Genomic DNA, 17221 nt, shown 5'->3' on the forward strand with positions numbered 1-17221 from the left:
TCGGATTGACAGCCTGTTAAGCGGAGGTGGCCTGACGGGCCGATAGAATGATCAGCAGCGCTTGCGCGTGCTCGGCGGCATCGATGCCCAGGCTGGTCAGGTAGCCGCCGTCGGCCTGGCTCACCAGGCCTTTTTCGTGAAGGCGGGTGATGGCGCCTTGCGCCTTGAATGAGGCGTTGTTGTGCACCTTCAGCCCCTCCTGATGATTGTCCAGGTTGTACAGGGCGAGGATTTCCAGCTCGTCGATCAGGTCAGCGGTGAATGACTTCATGGTGACTCCGTCTTGTTGTTATGGCGCTCTTGCAGTGTAGAGCCATGTATTGAGCTCTGCCCATCGCTGAGTGGCCAGCTGGCCAGAATTCGTGGGTAGGCCTCCTGGTCGGAGCTGGCATCGGCAATAGCAGTCTGCTTGCCAGTCCGGCCTGGGGGCTGGACCCATACGGGCTCAGCTTTCTTCCGGCAGCTCCGGCAGTGCGCGCAGGGCCTGCTCATACCAGGCGCCATCGAAGGGGCGATCCTCGCGCAGCATGGCATCGACTTCGTGAGCCAGGACCAGCGCCATCAGCTCGAGGATCTCCTCGCGCTCGTAACCGACCAGCGTCAGCTTGTTGTAAACCGCCTTGGCGGCAGCGGGCTCGCCGCTTTCCAGCTGGTTTTCGATAGCCTGAATCAGGGTGGCTTCGGCGAAATCTTCGTCTTCTTGCTCGTTGTCTTGGCTCATGGTTCCTCTCGTGTTCTGACGCTGGCTCAGTCGCAGGGGGTGCCGACGCCCTTCAGGCTGAGTTTGAAGAATTGCAGACGAAAGCCGGAGTTCGCGGCTCGATTGCAGAGGTTTTTATTGAAGGCGCGATATTCGGCGATGAAGATCGGCTTGCCCTGGCTGCGCATATGACTGTAACCGTCACATTCGTTGTAGCGATAGCAGCTTTCGTTGATGGCAAAGTCGAAGTGCTCGCCGAGCTCGGGCAGCAGTTCTACGGCATTCTTCAGGCCGATGCTCAGGTCGCGGTTGTGCGCCTCGCTGGCCAGCCAACGATTGAAGTCTATTTGTTCGGCTTCCGTCAGGCCCAGGCCATTGTCATTGCTGTAGCCGTCCACGTTGTCCGGGTCGACAGCGTCGCAGCCCTTGTCGACGGCCAGGTCCAGGCGCTTGGCGAGCAGTTGGCGTACATCGTCACGGCGATAGTCGAGCCAACGCTCGCCAGGCCAATCAGGCAATGCTTTGCCCAGGGCCGCCGTGGGGTAGGCCTGGGCGTCGCTGCGCCAATCTTCCCAGGTGCCCGCACTGAAATAGCAGATAACGATACGGCCACCCGCCTTGAGATTGGTGATGGTTTGTTTGGGCGTGTCGTACAGGTCGATGTCATAGACCAGGCGATCAGGCGTTTGCAGTTTGCCATCGAGCTGCATGTGCCAGGATGCATTGACGGGAATGGTGACCGGCGTCGCCGCCGTCAGTGACGGGGCGATAACGCTGAGCAGTGCAAGGAGTGTGCGCATGATGGTCCGGAGGCAGGGGGAGATTTAATTACCTTAGGCCAGGGGTGTTGCCGTAGCTAGGCGCAGGCTTTCTCAGCCTGCGGCGAAGTCCAGCAAGGCCTGGCCGGTCAGGCGATAGGTCGTCCACTCGCTCTGTGGGCGGGCGCCGAAGGATTCGTAGAAGTCGATGGCCGGGGTGTTCCAGTCCAGCACCGACCACTCGAAGCGACCACAGTCTCGTGCCACGGCCAGTTGCGCCAGATGGCGCAGCAGCGCCTTGCCGGCGCCCAGCCCGCGGGCCACGGGGCTGACATAGAGGTCTTCCAGGTACAGGCCGTGCTTGCCCAGCCAGGTGGAGTAGTTGAAGAAGTACACGGCATAGCCAATGGGCTGGCCGTCGGTTTCGCAGATCAGACCATGGGCAGTGCTGCCTTCGGCGAACAGGCTATCGCGGATGCCAGCGGTATCGGTCTTCACCTCGTGCTCGGCCTTTTCGTAGATGGCCAGTTCGGTGATGAAACGCAGGATCAGCTCGGCGTCGTCAGGGGTGGCGGGGCGGATGTGCAGTGACATGAATCTCTCCTGGCGCGGTAGACACTGCATGTACTGCCGCGTGGTTGGATGTGTGCGTGTTATCGATCAGCGATAGGTTCGTTCATGACGACCCTTGGCCCGGTCCGCTGACCGGCCGTTGAAAAACGCAGGTGGTTTTTCAGCAGCCGGTTAAAGGCGCAGGCCGAGGTTGACCATCAGCGCGGCGTTGCCCAGCAGCACCAGTTCGGCCGCCATGCCGTGGCTCTGCACGCCCAACGAAGGAATGATCGCAGGTGCCACGCCCAGGTGGTTGAGTGGGATCTTGTCGCGATACTCACCGCGATAACCATGTAACAGGCCGCCAGTCAGCTTGGCATAGAAAGGGTGGCGGTCACTTTCGAAACGTCGGCCCACATAGGCGTATTGCGAGCTTTGGTCGAATGAGTTGCGAAAGACCGCGCCACCCCACAGGTTGCCGGATGCATAACCGCGCTCCAGGCCAATCAGACGCTGGTGATTGTTGTGGTCAGGCTCGGGATTGTAATGCCGCGTGTAGACGCTGGTCTGTACTTGCCAGTAGTCGTGTTCGGTCGCGACTGCTGATGTTGCCAGCAGGCTCAGTAGCAGGATCGTCGGGAGTGTGTAACGCATGGTGACCTCCTGGTCGGATGGCCTGCCTTGGCAGGGGCGACGTGCCGCCGCCCCTTTGCGACCTCAGCGGCTGGCGAGAAGTTCGCGACCGCGCACCACGGCAGCGCGGACCTGGTTCGGCGCTGTGCCTCCGATATGGTCGCGTGCGCCGACCGAGCCTTCCAGGGTCAGCACGGCGAAGACGTCGTCACTGATCTGGTCGCTGAACTGACGCAGTTCGTCCAGGCTCATCTCGGCCAGGTCCTTGCCGGTCTGTACGCCGTACTTCACCGCGTGGCCGACGATTTCATGGCAGTCGCGGAAGGGCAGGCCCTTGCGCACCAGGTAGTCGGCCAGGTCAGTGGCGGTGGAGAAGCCGCGCAGCGCGGCTTCGCGCATGATCTCGCGCTTGGGTTTGATCGCCGGCACCATGTCGGCGAAGGCGCGCAGGCTGTCGCGCAGGGTGTCGGCGGCGTCGAACAGCGGTTCCTTGTCTTCCTGGTTGTCCTTGTTGTAAGCCAGTGGCTGGCCTTTCATCAGGGTCAGCAGGCCGGTCAGGGCGCCGAACACGCGGCCGGTCTTGCCACGCACCAGCTCGGGCACGTCCGGGTTCTTCTTCTGCGGCATGATCGAGCTGCCGGTGCAGAAACGATCCGGCAGGTCGATGAACTGGAACTGGGCGCTGGTCCACAGCACCAGTTCTTCGGAGAAGCGCGACAGGTGCATCATCGCCAGCGAAGCGGCTGCACAGAATTCGATGGCGAAGTCGCGATCCGATACGCCGTCCAGGGAGTTGCCGCCAACGGCATCGAAACCGAGCAATTGTGCAGTGATTTCACGCTGGATCGGGTAGGTGGTGCCGGCCAGCGCCGCCGAGCCCAGCGGCATGCGGTTGGTGCGCTTGCGGCAGTCGACCAGGCGCTCGTAATCGCGGCTGAGCATCTCGAACCAGGCCAGCAGGTGATGACCGAAGGTCACCGGCTGCGCAGTCTGCAGATGGGTGAAACCCGGCATGATGGTGTCCGCTTCTGCTTCGGCCAAGCCCAGCAGGCCCTGCTGCAGACGGTTGATCTCGGCCAGGATCAGGTCGATTTCGTCACGCAGCCACAGACGGATATCGGTGGCCACCTGGTCGTTGCGCGAACGACCAGTGTGCAGTTTCTTGCCAGTGACACCGATACGGTCGGTCAGGCGTGCCTCGATGTTCATATGCACGTCTTCCAGGTCGACGCGCCAGTCGAACTGGCCTGCTTCGATCTCGCCCTGGATCTGCTTGAGCCCATCAATGATGGCGTCCCGCTCGGCATCGGAGAGTACGCCGACCTTGGCCAGCATGCTGGCGTGGGCAATGGAGCCCATGATGTCGTGGCGATACAGGCGCTTGTCGAATTCGACCGAGGCGGTGAAACGGGCGACGAAGGCGTCGACTGGCTCGCTGAAGCGGCCGCCCCAAGATTGGTTGGTTTTTTCGCTGCTCATGATTTGGGCTCGGGATCGGGCAAGCCGCATCGGCGGCCAGCATGGCGGACAAAGTGCGTCGATAATAACAGGGTCCGCAGGGGTTTCGCCGGGCCACGTTCGCCGTTGGGCGTTCGATGGCGGTGTCGGCTGCTTCACAATTTTGTCCGGAAGGCGGCATTTCAGTGCTTTATTTTGTCCGGCTGGTGCCGCCTGGCTTGCCGGCTCACAAGGCGACAAGGAAACTGCGTCGATGCACACACAATCCTCTGCCAAGAAAAAATACAACGCCGCTATTGACGACTTCTTCGTCCCGGAGCTGTGCCAGCCAGAAGCGCTGCTGAGCATGGTGCTGCTTGCCGAGTTGCTGGTGCTGGTGCTGGTGCTCGCCGAGCCGATGACGCCGGTTTTCGACTGGGTACGCCTGGCCCTGACGTCACTGTTCGTGCAGTGGATCGTGCTGCTGTCGGCTGCCGTGCTGTGTCGATTGCGGCCCTTGCTGGCGCGCCTGCGGCCGGCGCTGGCTGGCGGCCTGTGCTGTGCGCTGGTGGTGGTGCTGACCCTGAGTTGTACGGCTGTGGCCGACTATTACGAGCTGGGCGGGCCGCTACCGCGCAATGGAGAAGTAAATCTTTATCTGCGTCATGCGTTGATCAGCCTGATCATGTCCGCACTGCTGCTACGCTATTTCTATCTGCAGAGCCAATGGCGTCGGCAGGAACAGGCCGAGCTGCGCGCGCGCATCGAATCGTTGCAGGCGCGGATTCGACCGCACTTTCTGTTCAATAGCCTCAACAGCATCGCCAGTCTGGTCACGCTCGATCCTTACAAGGCGGAGCAGGCGGTGCTGGACCTGTCAGATCTGTTTCGCGCCAGCCTGGCCAAACCTGGCACGCTGGTGCCGTGGAAGGAGGAACTGGAGCTGGCGAAACGATATCTGTCGATTGAGCACTATCGGCTCGGCGAGCGACTACAGTTGCAGTGGGAGGTAGAAGGTGTGCCGGAGGATCTGCCGATTCCCCAGCTGACCCTGCAGCCTCTGTTGGAGAATGCGCTGATCTATGGCATCGCGCCGCTTATCGAAGGTGGCCTGGTGCGGGTCGAAGCGGATTACCAGGAAGGTGTGTTCAGCTTGTGTGTCAGCAATCCGTATGAAGAGCGGGGCGAGCAGCACCCGTCACGGGGAACGCACCAAGCGCTGAGTAATATCGATGCGCGCCTGGCGGCACTTTTTGGGCCGCGCGCGAGTCTCAGCGTGGAGCGCCGTGACGGCCGTCATTACAGCTGTCTACGCTATCCTTGTGCGAGACTCACGCAGGAAGCCAGAGCAATATGAATGTCCTGATCGTCGATGACGAACCCCTTGCCCGCGAGCGCCTGAGCCGCATGGTCGGTGAGCTCGAGGGTTACCGGGTCCTGGAGCCCGCCGCGAGCAACGGCGAGGAAGCCCTGACCCTGATTGATAGCCTCAAGCCGGATGTGGTCCTGCTGGATATCCGCATGCCTGGCCTCGACGGCCTGCAGGTCGCTGCCAAATTGTGTGAGCGCGAAGCTCCGCCGGCTGTGATCTTTTGCACGGCCCATGATGAATTCGCCCTGGAAGCCTTCCAGGTCAGCGCGGTGGGCTATCTGGTCAAGCCTGTGCGCCCTGAGAGTCTGAGCGAAGCGCTGAAAAAGGCCGAGCGGCCCAATCGTGTGCAGCTGGCCGCCCTGACTCGTCCTGCAGCGGAGACTGGCGGAGGCCCGCGTACCCACATAAGCGCGCGCACTCGCAAGGGCATCGAGCTGATTCCACTGGATCACGTGGTCTACTTCATCGCCGACCACAAATACGTCACCCTGCGCCACGAAGGCGGCGAAGTCCTGCTGGATGAGCCGTTGAAGGCGCTGGAAGACGAGTTCGGTGACCGTTTCGTGCGCATTCACCGCAATGCGCTGGTGGCGCGCGAGCGTATTGAGCGCCTGCAGCGCACCCCGCTTGGACACTTTCAACTGTTCCTCAAAGGTCTGGACGGCGATTCGCTGGTGGTCAGCCGCCGCCATGTCGCTGGTGTACGTAAACTGATGCAGGCTCTATAGAGGGGCGCCGGCTGCGGCCTATGGCCGCCTCCTTCAGCCGGCGTCGGGCGAGCCTGTTATGATTCGCGGCAATCGGTTTACTGGAATTGCCCATGTCCCGCGAAATTCGCATCGCCACCCGTAAGAGCGCCCTGGCCCTGTGGCAGGCCGAACATGTCAAAGCCCGCCTGGAACAGGCTCATCCCGGCCTGAAGGTCAGTCTGGTGCCCATGGTGAGTCGCGGCGACAAACTGCTCGACGCGCCGCTGGCGAAGATTGGTGGCAAGGGCCTGTTCGTCAAGGAGCTGGAAACCGCACTGCTGGAAAACGAAGCCGACATTGCCGTGCACTCGATGAAGGACGTGCCGATGGATTTTCCCGAAGGACTGGGCCTGTACTGCATCTGCGAGCGTGAAGACCCGCGCGACGCCTTCGTCTCCAACACCTATGCCAGCCTCGATGCGCTGCCGCCCGGCAGCGTGGTCGGCACCTCCAGTTTGCGTCGTCAGGCCCAATTGTTGGCGCGTCGGCCTGACCTGAAAATCCAGTTCCTGCGTGGCAACGTCAATACCCGCCTGGCCAAGCTCGATGCCGGCGAGTACGACGCGATCATCCTCGCCGCTGCCGGCCTGATCCGCCTGGGCTTCGAGGAGCGCATCCGCAGCTCGATCAGCGCCGAGGACAGCCTGCCGGCTGGTGGCCAGGGCGCGGTGGGCATCGAGTGCCGCAGTACCGACAGCGACGTGCATGCCTTGCTGGTGCCGCTGCATCACCGTGAAACCGCGCTACGTGTCACCGCTGAGCGCGCGCTGAACAAGCATCTCAACGGCGGCTGCCAGGTGCCCATCGCCTGCTATGCCCTGCTCGAAGATGATCAGCTGTGGCTGCGCGGCCTGGTCGGCCAGCCTGACGGTGGCCTTTTGCTGCGCGCCGAAGATCGCGCCGCCAGTAGCGATGCCGAAGCCCTGGGTGTACGTGTTGCCGAGGCGCTCTTGGCGCAAGGGGCCGATGCCATTCTCCAGGCTGTATACGGTGAGGCCGGTCACCCTTGAGCACTTGGCGCCTGTTGCTGACCCGTCCTGCCGAGGACTGTGCGGCGCTGGCGCAGACCCTGGCCGCGCAGGGGATCGCAAGCCACTGCATGCCGCTGCTGGCTATCGAGACGCTGGACGAGACACCCGAGCAGCGCAGCACCTTTGCCGAGTTGCAGCGCTACTGCGCGGTGATCGTGGTCAGTAAGCCGGCAGCCCGGATTGGCCTGCAGCGCCTGGCACAACTTGGGGCCCCGACACCCGATCTACCTTGGTTCAGTGTCGGCGCCGCTACCGCTGCGGTACTCGCCGAGCAAGGCTTGTGCGTGCATTTTCCAGACTCGGGCGATGACAGCGAAGCGTTGCTCGCTCTGCCTGCGCTGCAGCAGGCCATCGCCGCGACATCTATGCCGCGCGTGCTGATCCTGCGTGGCGAGGGTGGCCGAGAATTACTCGCTGAGCGCTTGCGCGGCCAAGGCGTGACGGTCGACTATCTGCCACTGTATCGCCGTGTGCTGCCGCATTATGCGCCGGGCGAGCTGAGCCGACAGGTGCGAGCGGAACGCCTGAATGGCCTGGTTGTCAGCAGTGGGCAGGGTTTCGAGCATCTGCTGCAGCTAGCCGGCGATGACTGGCCTGCGTTGGCTCGGCTACCCTTGTTCGTACCCAGCCCGCGTGTCGCCGAGCAGGCTCACGTTGCGGGTGCACAGATCGTTGTGGACTGTCGCGGCGCCAGTGCCGCGGCCTTGCAGGCAGCTTTGGAGCAGTTTCCGGCTGCCGCCCTCTAAAAGGACGGATACGTGAGCGAAGCATCCACCCCGAACACGCCAGAAGAAAAACCGGCCAACGAAGCCGTGAAACCCACACCCACACCGCCACCGGTGAAGGCATCGCGCAGCGGTGGTAGCGGCCTTGCCGCGTTCGCCCTGCTGATTGGTCTGGCAGGTGCAGGTGCCGGCGGCTGGAGCCTCTGGCAATTGCATGAAATGCAGAGCCGGGACCAGCAGCAGGCCGAAGACCTGCAGCGTACCCGCGACGATAGCGCGAAGAAAGTGGACGAATTGGCTCAGCGCCTCGATTCGCGCCTGTCCGCCCTGCCCAGTGCGGCCGAGTTGGACGAGCGCCGTCGTCTGCTGGCTAACTTGCAGAACGATCAGCAGCGCATGAGTCAGCGCCTGGAAAGCGTGCTCGATGGCAGTCGCCAGGATTGGCGCCTGGATGAGGCTGAACACCTACTGCGATTGGCCACCTTGAGATTGTCCGCGCTGCAGGATGTCGCCAGCGCCGAAGCGCTGGTGCTGGCCGCCGATGAAATTCTCCGCGAGCAGGACGACCCTGCCGCCTTCGCTGCGCGCGAGCAGCTCAGCCATAGTCTCGAAGCCCTGCGTACCACGGCGCGCCCGGATCGTGTCGGTCTGTTCCTGCAGCTGGGTGCCCTGCGTGAGCAGGCGGCAACGCTCAATCCCCTGGCGCCGACCTTCGAAGGGCAGGGCGACGTACTCTCCGATCTGGCAGCCGAAGGCGACGGCAGTGCCTGGTGGAGCGAGTGGGTGAAGAAGCTTTCCGACTACTTCCGCATCGAGTTCGACGCCGATCGCAACGTGCGTCCGTTGCTGTCTGGGCAAAGCCTGTCGCAGGTTCGCCTGAGTCTGTCGCTGGCGTTGGAACAGGCGCAATGGGCTGCGCTGCATGGTCAGACCGGTGTGTACAAGCAGTCGCTGAAGCAGGCCGAGGAAATCCTCGACGCCCACTTCAACTTGGACAACCCGGACAGCCGTGCGCTGCGCCAGCGGTTCAGCGAGCTGGCCGACGCCAGTATCGAGGTCACGGTGCCGGACCTGAGCGAGTCGCTCGGTGCATTGCAGACCTACCTGCAACGCAAACAGGCGCAACGCCGGCAGGGGGCCGCTGCGGCCGAGGAGGCGCAATGAGACGCCTGATCTGGCTTCTGTTATTGCTGGCCGTCGCCGCCGGGCTGTATCTGCTCAGTTTGGCCATCGAGGCTGATCGCGGTTATGTGCTGTTCGCCTACAAGGGCTTTCGCTACCAGTCCGGCCTGTGGGCGTTCCTTGGCTTGCTGGTGGTCGTGGTGGTGCTGTACTACCTGATCAAGTGGATGTTGCGTTTGTTGCTCAGTTCGACGCGGCTGGCCAACCCCTGGTCGCGCCTGCATCGCAACCGCCGTGTGCGCCTGGCTTCCGAGCAGGGCATGCTCGATCTGGCCGAAGGTCGCTGGGCGCGGGCCCAGCGCCAGCTGACCCGTGCCGCCGAAGCCGACAGTCAGCCATTGATGTACTACCTTGGCGCTGCTCGGGCCGCCAGCAAGCTTGGCGATCACGAGCAGAGCGACGCATTGCTCGAACGCGCACTGAACAAGCAACCGCAGGCCGAATTGGCGATCGCTCTGACCCACGCCGAGCTGCAACGCAACCGTGGCGACAGTGATGCGGCGCTGCAAACCCTGCAGGTCATGCGTGAGCGTCACCCGGGGCACCATCTGGTGCTGCGTCAGCTGCAGCGCCTGTATCTGCAGCGCCAGGACTGGTCGGCGCTGCTCGGCTTGCTGCCCGAGTTGCGCAAGGAAAAGGCGTTGCCTGCAGCAGAACTCGATGAGTTGGAGCGCGAGACCTGGCGCGGTCGCCTGGCCGATGCCGGCCTGGCTGGTCAGGGCCATGGCGAAACCGCACTGCAGCCGCTGACGCAAGCCTGGCAGCAACTCTCCGCGCCGCTGCGTCAGGAGCCTGAGCTGATCGCCACCTATGTCGAGCAACTGCGTCGACTGGGGGCGCAGGAAGAAGCCGAAGAAGTTCTACGTAGCGCGCTCAAGCGCGGTTACGACAGCCGTCTGGCCCGTTTTTACGGTGTGCTGCGTGGCGCCGATCCAGCGCGTCAGCTGCAAACGGCCGAGCTCTGGCTCAAGCAGCATCCGCAGGACCCTGCCTTGTTGCTGAGCCTGGGCCGCCTGTGCCTGCAGAACCAGTTGTGGGGCAAGGCGCGTGATTATTTCGAGACCAGTCTGAAAATCGAGCGCCACCCGGAGACCTGCGCAGAGCTGGCGCGTCTGCTGGCGCAACTGGGCGAGTTGGAACGCAGCAATCAGCTGTTGCTGGAAAGTCTCGGCCTGCTGCATCAGGGCTTGCCGCCGCTGCCGCAACCGCAGGGCGTGACAGTCTGAGCGGATGCGGCCGATTGCCACAGCTGGCTCGCTGTGCGGACGGAGGGGCGTTCGGGCATGATGAATAGCCTGCTCTGATTCATGGGGCGCCTTGAAAGGCGCCCTCGCTTTCCTCTACCGTACTGCCCTCGATTTCCCTCCCGGAGCCACCATGCACTTGGCCAGCCCGCGTCCCCTGTTTTTCCTCGCATTCATCGGCTGCGTAATGCTGATGGCGGTTGCCCTTTATCTGGAACATGTCGTCGGGCTGGAACCCTGCCCGATGTGCGTGTTACAGCGTATCTGCGTGATTCTGTTCGGTGTGGTCTGCCTGATCGCAGCGATCCATGGCCCCGGTATTTTCGGCCGCCGCATCTACGCCGTGCTGGCCTTGCTGTTTGCCGGTGCTGGTGCCGCTACCGCCGGCCGGCAGATCTGGCTGCAGAGCGTGCCAGCCGACCAGCTCGAAGCTTGTCTGCCGGGTCTTGAGTACATGATCGAGGCTTTTCCTCTGCAGGAGATCGTCAGCAAGGTGTTCCGTGGTACGGCGGACTGTGCTGAGGTCAACTGGACGCTGTTCGGCATGAGCATCCCCGAATGGAGTCTGCTCGGTTTCATCGGCATGCTCGGGTTTTGCCTGTTCCAGCTGTTGCGTCGCAATTGAGAATGCGAATTGCATAAAGCCGCGCGGGTCGTGGCTTCGGGATTAAACGCTCGTATGAAACTTTCTCGCGGCGATGCCTTGATGGTGGGTGCCCACGAGCATAATCTGGCTCGCACGCACCGCCGGAAAAATGCCATTTTGCGGTTGCCTTCCCAAGGCCAAGCACCGATTGACAGAATAACGTCTCGGGAGCGGACGTATAACAGGCATTATCGATAAGGGAAGCGAGGTTCATCATGCTTGAGAGTTGCCGGAACGCACAGGAACGTTGGGGTGGGGTTCACCAGTTGATTGATCGTTGGCTGGGTGAGCGCCGCGAACTTGTGCTGGCTTACAGCGCCCTTACCAAGGCGCCGCAGGCGCCAGCCATCAACTGTGAGTCTCTGCAGGGGTTCTGCGAGTTGCTGGTGGACTACGTGTCTGCTGGTCACTTCGAGGTCTACGAGCAGCTGACCAACGAGGCCAAGGCCTTCAATGATCAGCGTGGTCTGGAACTGGCCAAGCAGATCTACCCGCGCATCGAAGCCATTACTGCGGTCGCGCTGGCCTTCAACGATCACTGCGACAACGGCGATTGCCGCGACAGCACGTCGCTGGTGGCAGAGCTCAATCATCTGGGGCAGTTGCTGCACGAGCGCTTCGAACTGGAAGACTGCCTGATCGAAGTGCTGCACAACGCGCATCAGGAACAGGCCGCCGAAGCGCTCTGAGCTCGTGCTGGCAATGGCCCGGAGCACTCCGGGCCGTCAGGTTGATGCCAGTCAGCTAAGTGTCGACGCATCAAGTTTGTAGGCGCGCGCCCGGCTGCGAATCAGCGCGGCGCGCAATTGAACGGACTTGAAAAGCTTCGCCCCGGGGCGGGGCTCCTACGCAGGGCTGCGTCTTGTCGGATCGGTATCAGGCCGGCAGGCTGGTCTTCAATCGGCCACGTCGAGCAAGCGTAGATCGAACACCAGTGGCGCATAGGGTGGTATCAGGTCACCCGCGCCTTCCTCCCCGTAAGCCTGATCCGATGGAATCACCAGGCGCCAGTGAGCGCCTTTGGGCATTTGCAGCAGCGCGCTGCGCCAGCCGCCGATCAGACTGTCCAGACGAAACCACTGCGGTGTGCTGCTCTCGTCGAAGACGCTGCCGTCCGCCAGTTCGCCTCGGTAGCTTACCTGCACGCGGCTGCGAGCAGTGGGTGTGGGACCGCTGCCAGGGCTGAGCTCGGTCACCAGCACGCCGTTGGCCAGTGCCTGCACGTTAGGGCGGCGACCTTGCTCGGCGAGAAAACGCTGCTGCGCCTCGATGGCCTTGCTGTGGCGCTGTGGTGAGGTTTCGATACGCGCTTCGTGCTCGTCGAGTAGTTGCTCGATCCGGCTGGCCTCGAGTCGCAGTGGCTTGTCCTCGTAGGCCTGGCGCAAGCCTTCGAGCAACTCGCTCAGCGGCAGATCTGGCACCTCGTCGTGCAGGCGCTCGCCAAGGCGCACGCCGAGACTGTAGGCCAGATCCTGCTGGTGCTGGTCGGCCTGCACGCCCAGGCTGCAACAGATAGCGAGGGCGGCTAGTACGGCGCGGCTCATGACGATGTCTCCCGATCAAGATGCTGCCGATTATGCCAGGCGAGCAGTGCCTTTGCTGTCATGGCTAAAAGGCCTATGGCGAGCCCTCGCGGCTGCGTCTAGTATGGTCGCGTTCACATCCGCCAGGAGGCGCGCCATGTCGGCCAAGAAGAAGTCCATCACTACCCCGCTGCACCTGCTGCACCAACTGTCTACCAGCCTGCTCGAGCACCTGGAAAATGCCTGCTCGCAAGCGCTTATCGACGCCGAGAAGCTGCTTGCCAAGCTGGAGAAACAGCGCGGCAAGGCTCAGGAAAAACTGCACAAGGCTCGTAGTAAACTGCAGGACGCCGCTGTTGCCGGCAAGGCCAAGGCGCAAGGCAAGGCCAAGGATGCAGTCGCCGAGCTGGAGGAGCTGCTCGATGCGCTCAAGGCTCGTCAGAGCGAAACCCGCACCTACATCGCCCAGCTCAAGCGTGACGCTCAGGAAAGCCTGAAGCTGGCGCAGGGTGTGGGTAAAGTGAAGGAGGCCGCCGGCAAGGCGCTGGATGTGCGTGAAGCCAAAGCCGCTGCTCCGGCCAGCAAACCGGTCGCGGCGAAGAAGCCCGCTGCTGCGAAAGCACCAGTGAAAAAAGCCCCGGCCAAACCGGCTGCGGCCAAGCCGGCGAGCAAGCCCGCTGCCAAGCCAGCGGCAAAGCCGGTAGCAGCCAGCAAGCCTGCGGCCAAGCCAGCCGCAGCCAAGCCCGCTGCGCCTAAAGCAGTCGCCAAACCCGCCGCGAAACCGGCAGCGAAGCCCGTTGTGGCGAAAGCGCCGGCCAAACCCGCCGCTGCCAGTAAGCCGGCCGCCAAGCCCGCTGCTGTGAAGAAGCCGGCCGCCGCCAAGGCGCCGGCGAAGAAGGCTCCGGCCAAGCCGGCAGCAGTCAAGCCAGCTGCCGCCCCGTCTGCTCCGGCCCCGGCCGCTCCAGCAGCACCCGCTGCGCCTACCGCGAGCAACAGCGCGCCGAGCGCTTCCTAAGGCGGATTGACGGCGTCGCGCAGCACCTGCAGCGCGGCGCTGTCGCCTCCGGCCAGGGGAACCAGCCAATCCCCTTCACCTGCCTCGCTTGGCCAGCCCTCGGCCAGTGCCTGCAAGCGTCCGAGCAGCACGCGCTCGGCCTGCAACTCCAGTTTCTTGATCTGTTCGCGCAAGGCTGCCCGCTCGGCATCCTGCTCTGCGGCCGCGCGCCAGTCGCGTCGTGTCTGGCGCAAGGGCGCGATCACCTCGCGCTGCCAGGGTCCGGCCACTTCCTGCAACGCTCGCAGGCGCTCATCCAGGCAGCGCACGCCACGCTGCTGCAGCCAGGCGCCGGTCAGCAGCAGGCACACGTCGCTGCCTGTTTCCTGCAACTCCAGGCAGGCCTGTTCCACGCCTGCTCTGGCGTAGAGTTCAAGAGCGAAATTCCACAGATCCTGCACGCGGCCTCCGGGGCGATTTGGTAGACTCCGCCGCCATTATGATCCGACTCCAGAACCTCACTCTACAGCGTGGCCCGCAGCGTCTTCTCGAAGGTGCCGAGCTGACCCTGCACGCCGGTCACAAGGCCGGCCTGATCGGTGCCAACGGCGCCGGCAAATCCAGCCTGTTCGCTCTGCTGCGGGGGGAACTGACACCGGACGCCGGCGATTGCCTGCTGCCCGGTGACTGGCGCATCGCCCATATGCGCCAGGAGGTCGACACCCTCGATCGCCTGGCGGTGGATTACGTGCTCGACGGCGACCACTACCTGCGCCGCGTGCAGGCCGAGCTGGCGGCTGCCGAGCAGAGCCACGACGGCGCTGCAATCGCCCGCCTGCACAGTGAGCTGGACAGCGCCAACGGCTACACCGCCGATGCCCGCGCGCGCAAGTTGCTGGCCGGTCTGGGCTTCGAGAACGCGCAGATGGATCGCCGCGTCGGCGACTTCTCCGGTGGCTGGCGCATGCGCCTGAACCTGGCCCAGGCGCTGATGTGTCCGTCCGACCTGTTGCTGCTCGACGAACCGACCAACCACCTGGACCTGGATGCCATTCTCTGGCTGGAAGGTTGGCTGCAAAGCTATCCCGGTACCTTGTTGCTGATTTCCCACGACCGTGATTTTCTCGATGCCGTGGTCGATCACGTCGCCCATGTCGAGCAACGCAAGCTGACGCTGTACCGCGGTGGCTACACGGCCTTCGAGCGCACTCGCGCCGAGCGTCTGGCCCAGCAGCAGCAGGCCTACGAGAAGCAGCAGGCGCAACGCGCCCACATGGAAAAGTACATCGCCCGCTTCAAGGCGCAGGCCACCAAGGCACGTCAGGCTCAGAGCCGGATCAAGGCCCTGGAGCGCATGGAAGAGCTGAGCGCGGCGCACGTCGACTCGCCTTTCGACTTCGTCTTCCGCGAGGCCGACAAGATCTCCACGCCACTGCTCAGCCTCAGCGAGGGTCGCCTCGGTTATGGCGACAAGACCGTGTTACAGCAGGTCAAGCTGAGCCTGGTGCCCGGCGCGCGCATCGGCCTGCTCGGCCCCAATGGCGCGGGCAAATCGACGCTGATCAAGAACCTCTCGGCCGAACTGCAGCCGCTGGGCGGCAGCCTGACCCGTGGCGAGAATCTGGTGATCGGCTACTTCGCCCAGCACCAGCTGGACGCCTTGGACGACAAGGCCAGCCCGTTGCTGCACCTGCAGCGCCTGGCGCCGAGCGAGCGCGAGCAGACGCTGCGCGACTTCCTCGGCGGTTTCGATTTTCGCGGCGCGCGCTGTGACGAGCCGGTGGTGAATTTCTCCGGTGGCGAGAAGGCGCGCCTGGCCCTGGCGCTGATCGCCTGGGGCAAACCTAACCTGCTGCTGCTCGATGAGCCGACCAACCACCTGGATCTGGAGATGCGCCTGGCGCTGACCATGGCCCTGCAGGAGTTCGCCGGCGCCGTGGTGGTGGTATCGCACGATCGTCATCTGCTCAAGAGCACCACCGACGAATTCCTGCTGGTCGCCGATGGTCGCGTGCTGCCGTTCGACGGTGACCTCGACGACTATGCGCGCTGGCTGGTCGATTACCGTCAGCGCCAGGCACCGCCCAGCACGCCGGCCGAAGGGGCGGCGGACAAGACCGACAAGCGCGCCCAGCGCCAGGCCGCTGCTGCGCTGCGTCAACAACTGGCGCCGCACAAGAAGCAGGCCGACAAGCTCGAGCAGGAGTTGGGCAAGGTGCAGGAAAAGCTCGCTGCCGTGGAAACCCGGTTGGGCGACAGTAGCCTGTACGAGGCCGCGCGCAAGGATGAGTTGCGCGAGCTTTTGGCCGAACAGGCGCAGCTCAAGGCCCGCGAGGCCGAGCTGGAGGAAGCCTGGCTGCTGACGCTGGAAACCCTGGAGGCGTTGCAGCAGCAACTGGAGGAAGCCGAGTAATGGAACAGCTGGAACTGTTGGCGGCCTGGCGCGAGCCGCTGATTCGCACCGGCCAGGTGTTGCTGATCATTCTGCTGGCCTGGGTCGCCCAGCGCATTCTCACCCGCGCCATCAGTCGTCTGGGCGCACGCTACAGCCTGTTGCCGCAGGAAGTGCTGCAGCCGCTACGCGGCCTGTTGCGCTGGCTGATCATGGGCAGTGCCTTCATGCTGGTGCTCGAGCGCCTGGGCGTCTCGGCAACGGTGCTGTGGACCGCACTGACCGGTTTCACCGCTGTCGCCGCGGTGGCGTTCTTCGCCATCTGGAGCGTACTGTCGAACATGTTCTGCGCGCTGCTGATCTTCACCATGGGGCCGTTCCGTATCGGCGACACGGTCGAGGTGATCGACAGCGCCGACAAGCCGGGTGTGAAGGGCCGGGTCATCGCCATCAACCTGTTCTACACCACCCTGCAGGATCTCTGTGAGGACGCTGCCGGCGCCGTGTTGCAGGTGCCCAACAGCCTGTTCTTCCAGCGGTCGGTACGCCGCTGGCGCTGACCGACTGGTCGGGGCGCTGGAGCAGGAGTAGGCTGTGCTGCTCTTCCCCTGAATTCAGCTTCTCGAGGTACGCATCATGGCTTTGGAAACCTGGCTCGCTTTCTTCGTCGCCTGCTGGGTGATCAGCCTGTCGCCGGGAGCCGGTGCCGTGGCGTCCATGTCTGCCGGTATGCAGTACGGCTTCTGGCGCGGTTACTGGAACGCGCTCGGCTTGCAGCTCGGCCTGGCCCTGCAGATCGCCATCGTCGCCGCGGGCGTGGGCGCTATCCTTGCCACCTCGGCCCTGGCCTTCAGCCTGATCAAGTGGTTCGGCGTGGCCTATCTGGTGTTTCTCGCTTACAAGCAGTGGGTCGCCCTGCCGAGCGACCTGGATACCGGTGCGGCCGAGCGCCCCATCGGCCGGCCTCTGACCCTGGTGTTGCGTGGTTTTCTGGTCAACTTCAGCAACCCCAAGGCCATCGTCTTCATGCTCGCGGTGCTGCCGCAGTTCATCAATCCACAGGCGCCGCTGGTGGCGCAGTATCTGGTGATGGGCGTGACCATGATCGTCGTCGACCTGATCGTCATGGCCGGCTACACCGGTCTGGCCTCGCGTGTCCTGCGCCTGCTGCGCACACCCCGTCAGCAGCGGGTGATGAATCGCAGTTTTGCCGCGCTGTTCGCCGCCGCTGCAGGCTTGCTGGCGACGGTCAAGCGCGCCGCGGTCTGAGTCTCGTTCGCTAT

20 protein-coding genes are annotated in these 17221 nt (G+C 63.6%); 12 read left to right on the forward strand and 8 right to left on the reverse strand.

Translation table 11 applies throughout. The features are described from left to right. Window positions 1-16: 16 nt before the first annotated feature. From BLR77_RS11475 to argH, 6 genes are all read right to left on the reverse strand, one after another. Window positions 17-271: a TIGR02647 family protein gene (locus BLR77_RS11475; RefSeq protein WP_074677830.1), complete on the reverse strand. Its 255-nt coding sequence runs from the start codon at window positions 269-271 to the stop codon at window positions 17-19. A 174-nt stretch (window positions 272-445) separates the two neighbouring features. Beyond that, window positions 446-721: a hypothetical protein gene (locus tag BLR77_RS11485; RefSeq protein ID WP_074677834.1), complete on the reverse strand. Its 276-nt coding sequence runs from the start codon at window positions 719-721 to the stop codon at window positions 446-448. Between the two features lie 26 nt (window positions 722-747). After that, window positions 748-1500, reverse strand: a complete 753-nt coding sequence (locus BLR77_RS11490; RefSeq protein WP_074677836.1) for an endo alpha-1,4 polygalactosaminidase — start codon at window positions 1498-1500, stop codon at window positions 748-750. Between the two features lie 72 nt (window positions 1501-1572). Beyond that, a complete protein-coding gene (locus tag BLR77_RS11495) occupies window positions 1573-2052 on the reverse strand; it encodes a GNAT family N-acetyltransferase (RefSeq protein WP_074677838.1) in 480 nt (159 codons plus the stop codon). Between the two features lie 150 nt (window positions 2053-2202). Then, entirely contained in the window at window positions 2203-2664 is a 462-nt protein-coding gene (locus BLR77_RS11500; RefSeq protein WP_074677840.1) for a sn-glycerol-3-phosphate transporter, read from the reverse strand. A gap of 63 nt (window positions 2665-2727) precedes the next feature. Continuing rightward, window positions 2728-4122, reverse strand: a complete 1395-nt coding sequence (gene argH / locus BLR77_RS11505; protein WP_074677842.1) for an argininosuccinate lyase — start codon at window positions 4120-4122, stop codon at window positions 2728-2730. Window positions 4123-4354: 232 nt separating this feature from the next. Here argH and BLR77_RS11510 point away from each other — a divergent pair, with 232 nt between their 5' ends. The 8 genes from BLR77_RS11510 (at window position 4355) to BLR77_RS11545 (ending at window position 11718) form a co-directional block, all read left to right on the forward strand. Beyond that, on the forward strand, window positions 4355-5437 hold the full coding sequence (locus BLR77_RS11510) for a sensor histidine kinase (RefSeq protein WP_074677844.1): 1083 nt from the start codon (window positions 4355-4357) through the stop codon (window positions 5435-5437). Further along, on the forward strand, window positions 5434-6180 hold the full coding sequence (locus tag BLR77_RS11515) for a LytR/AlgR family response regulator transcription factor (RefSeq protein WP_074677846.1): 747 nt from the start codon (window positions 5434-5436) through the stop codon (window positions 6178-6180). The genes BLR77_RS11510 and BLR77_RS11515 overlap by 4 nt, the downstream gene beginning before the upstream one ends. 92 nt (window positions 6181-6272) lie before the next feature. After that, window positions 6273-7211 (forward strand): hydroxymethylbilane synthase, encoded by a 939-nt coding sequence (gene hemC, locus BLR77_RS11520; protein WP_074677848.1) that lies wholly within the window; start codon window positions 6273-6275, stop codon window positions 7209-7211. After that, the gene (locus tag BLR77_RS11525) at window positions 7208-7978 is read left to right on the forward strand and encodes a uroporphyrinogen-III synthase (RefSeq protein WP_074677850.1); all 771 of its coding nucleotides are present in this window, start codon (window positions 7208-7210) and stop codon (window positions 7976-7978) included. Before hemC ends, BLR77_RS11525 begins: the two co-directional genes overlap by 4 nt. Before the next feature lie 12 nt (window positions 7979-7990). Further along, window positions 7991-9121: a uroporphyrinogen-III C-methyltransferase gene (locus tag BLR77_RS11530; protein WP_074677852.1), complete on the forward strand. Its 1131-nt coding sequence runs from the start codon at window positions 7991-7993 to the stop codon at window positions 9119-9121. Beyond that, window positions 9118-10365, forward strand: a complete 1248-nt coding sequence (locus BLR77_RS11535) for a heme biosynthesis HemY N-terminal domain-containing protein (RefSeq protein ID WP_074677854.1) — start codon at window positions 9118-9120, stop codon at window positions 10363-10365. Before BLR77_RS11530 ends, BLR77_RS11535 begins: the two co-directional genes overlap by 4 nt. 151 nt (window positions 10366-10516) lie before the next feature. Next, a complete protein-coding gene (locus BLR77_RS11540) occupies window positions 10517-11008 on the forward strand; it encodes a disulfide bond formation protein B (protein WP_074677856.1) in 492 nt (163 codons plus the stop codon). A gap of 236 nt (window positions 11009-11244) precedes the next feature. Continuing rightward, a complete protein-coding gene (locus BLR77_RS11545; protein ID WP_074677857.1) occupies window positions 11245-11718 on the forward strand; it encodes an Rsd/AlgQ family anti-sigma factor in 474 nt (157 codons plus the stop codon). Between the two features lie 207 nt (window positions 11719-11925). On the opposite strand, the gene BLR77_RS11550 is transcribed toward BLR77_RS11545, so the two are convergent. Next, window positions 11926-12573, reverse strand: coding sequence for an FKBP-type peptidyl-prolyl cis-trans isomerase (locus BLR77_RS11550; RefSeq protein ID WP_074677859.1), 648 nt, complete (start codon window positions 12571-12573; stop codon window positions 11926-11928). A 136-nt stretch (window positions 12574-12709) separates the two neighbouring features. Between BLR77_RS11550 and BLR77_RS11555 the strand changes: the two genes are divergently transcribed. Next, on the forward strand, window positions 12710-13567 hold the full coding sequence (locus BLR77_RS11555) for an AlgP family protein (protein WP_074677861.1): 858 nt from the start codon (window positions 12710-12712) through the stop codon (window positions 13565-13567). Here the strand turns inward: BLR77_RS11555 and BLR77_RS11560 are convergent. Beyond that, complete coding sequence (locus tag BLR77_RS11560) at window positions 13564-14007, reverse strand: TIGR02444 family protein (protein WP_074677863.1); 444 nt, start codon at window positions 14005-14007, stop codon at window positions 13564-13566. The two genes, BLR77_RS11555 and BLR77_RS11560, sit on opposite strands and share 4 nt — an antisense overlap. A gap of 38 nt (window positions 14008-14045) precedes the next feature. On the opposite strand from BLR77_RS11560, the gene BLR77_RS11565 reads away from it, so the two are divergent. From BLR77_RS11565 to BLR77_RS11575, 3 genes are all read left to right on the forward strand, one after another. Further along, window positions 14046-15959 carry an ATP-binding cassette domain-containing protein gene (locus tag BLR77_RS11565; protein ID WP_074677865.1) on the forward strand — a complete coding sequence of 638 codons (1914 nt, stop codon included), beginning with the start codon at window positions 14046-14048 and terminating at the stop codon, window positions 15957-15959. Continuing rightward, the gene (locus BLR77_RS11570) at window positions 15959-16498 is read left to right on the forward strand and encodes a mechanosensitive ion channel family protein (protein WP_074677867.1); all 540 of its coding nucleotides are present in this window, start codon (window positions 15959-15961) and stop codon (window positions 16496-16498) included. Before BLR77_RS11565 ends, BLR77_RS11570 begins: the two co-directional genes overlap by 1 nt. 76 nt (window positions 16499-16574) lie before the next feature. Further along, window positions 16575-17207, forward strand: coding sequence for a LysE family transporter (locus BLR77_RS11575; RefSeq protein WP_074677869.1), 633 nt, complete (start codon window positions 16575-16577; stop codon window positions 17205-17207). The last annotated feature ends 14 nt before the right edge of the window (window positions 17208-17221 follow it).

This window comes from Ectopseudomonas alcaliphila (assembly GCF_900101755.1).
Lineage (GTDB): Bacteria > Pseudomonadota > Gammaproteobacteria > Pseudomonadales > Pseudomonadaceae > Aquipseudomonas > Aquipseudomonas alcaliphila.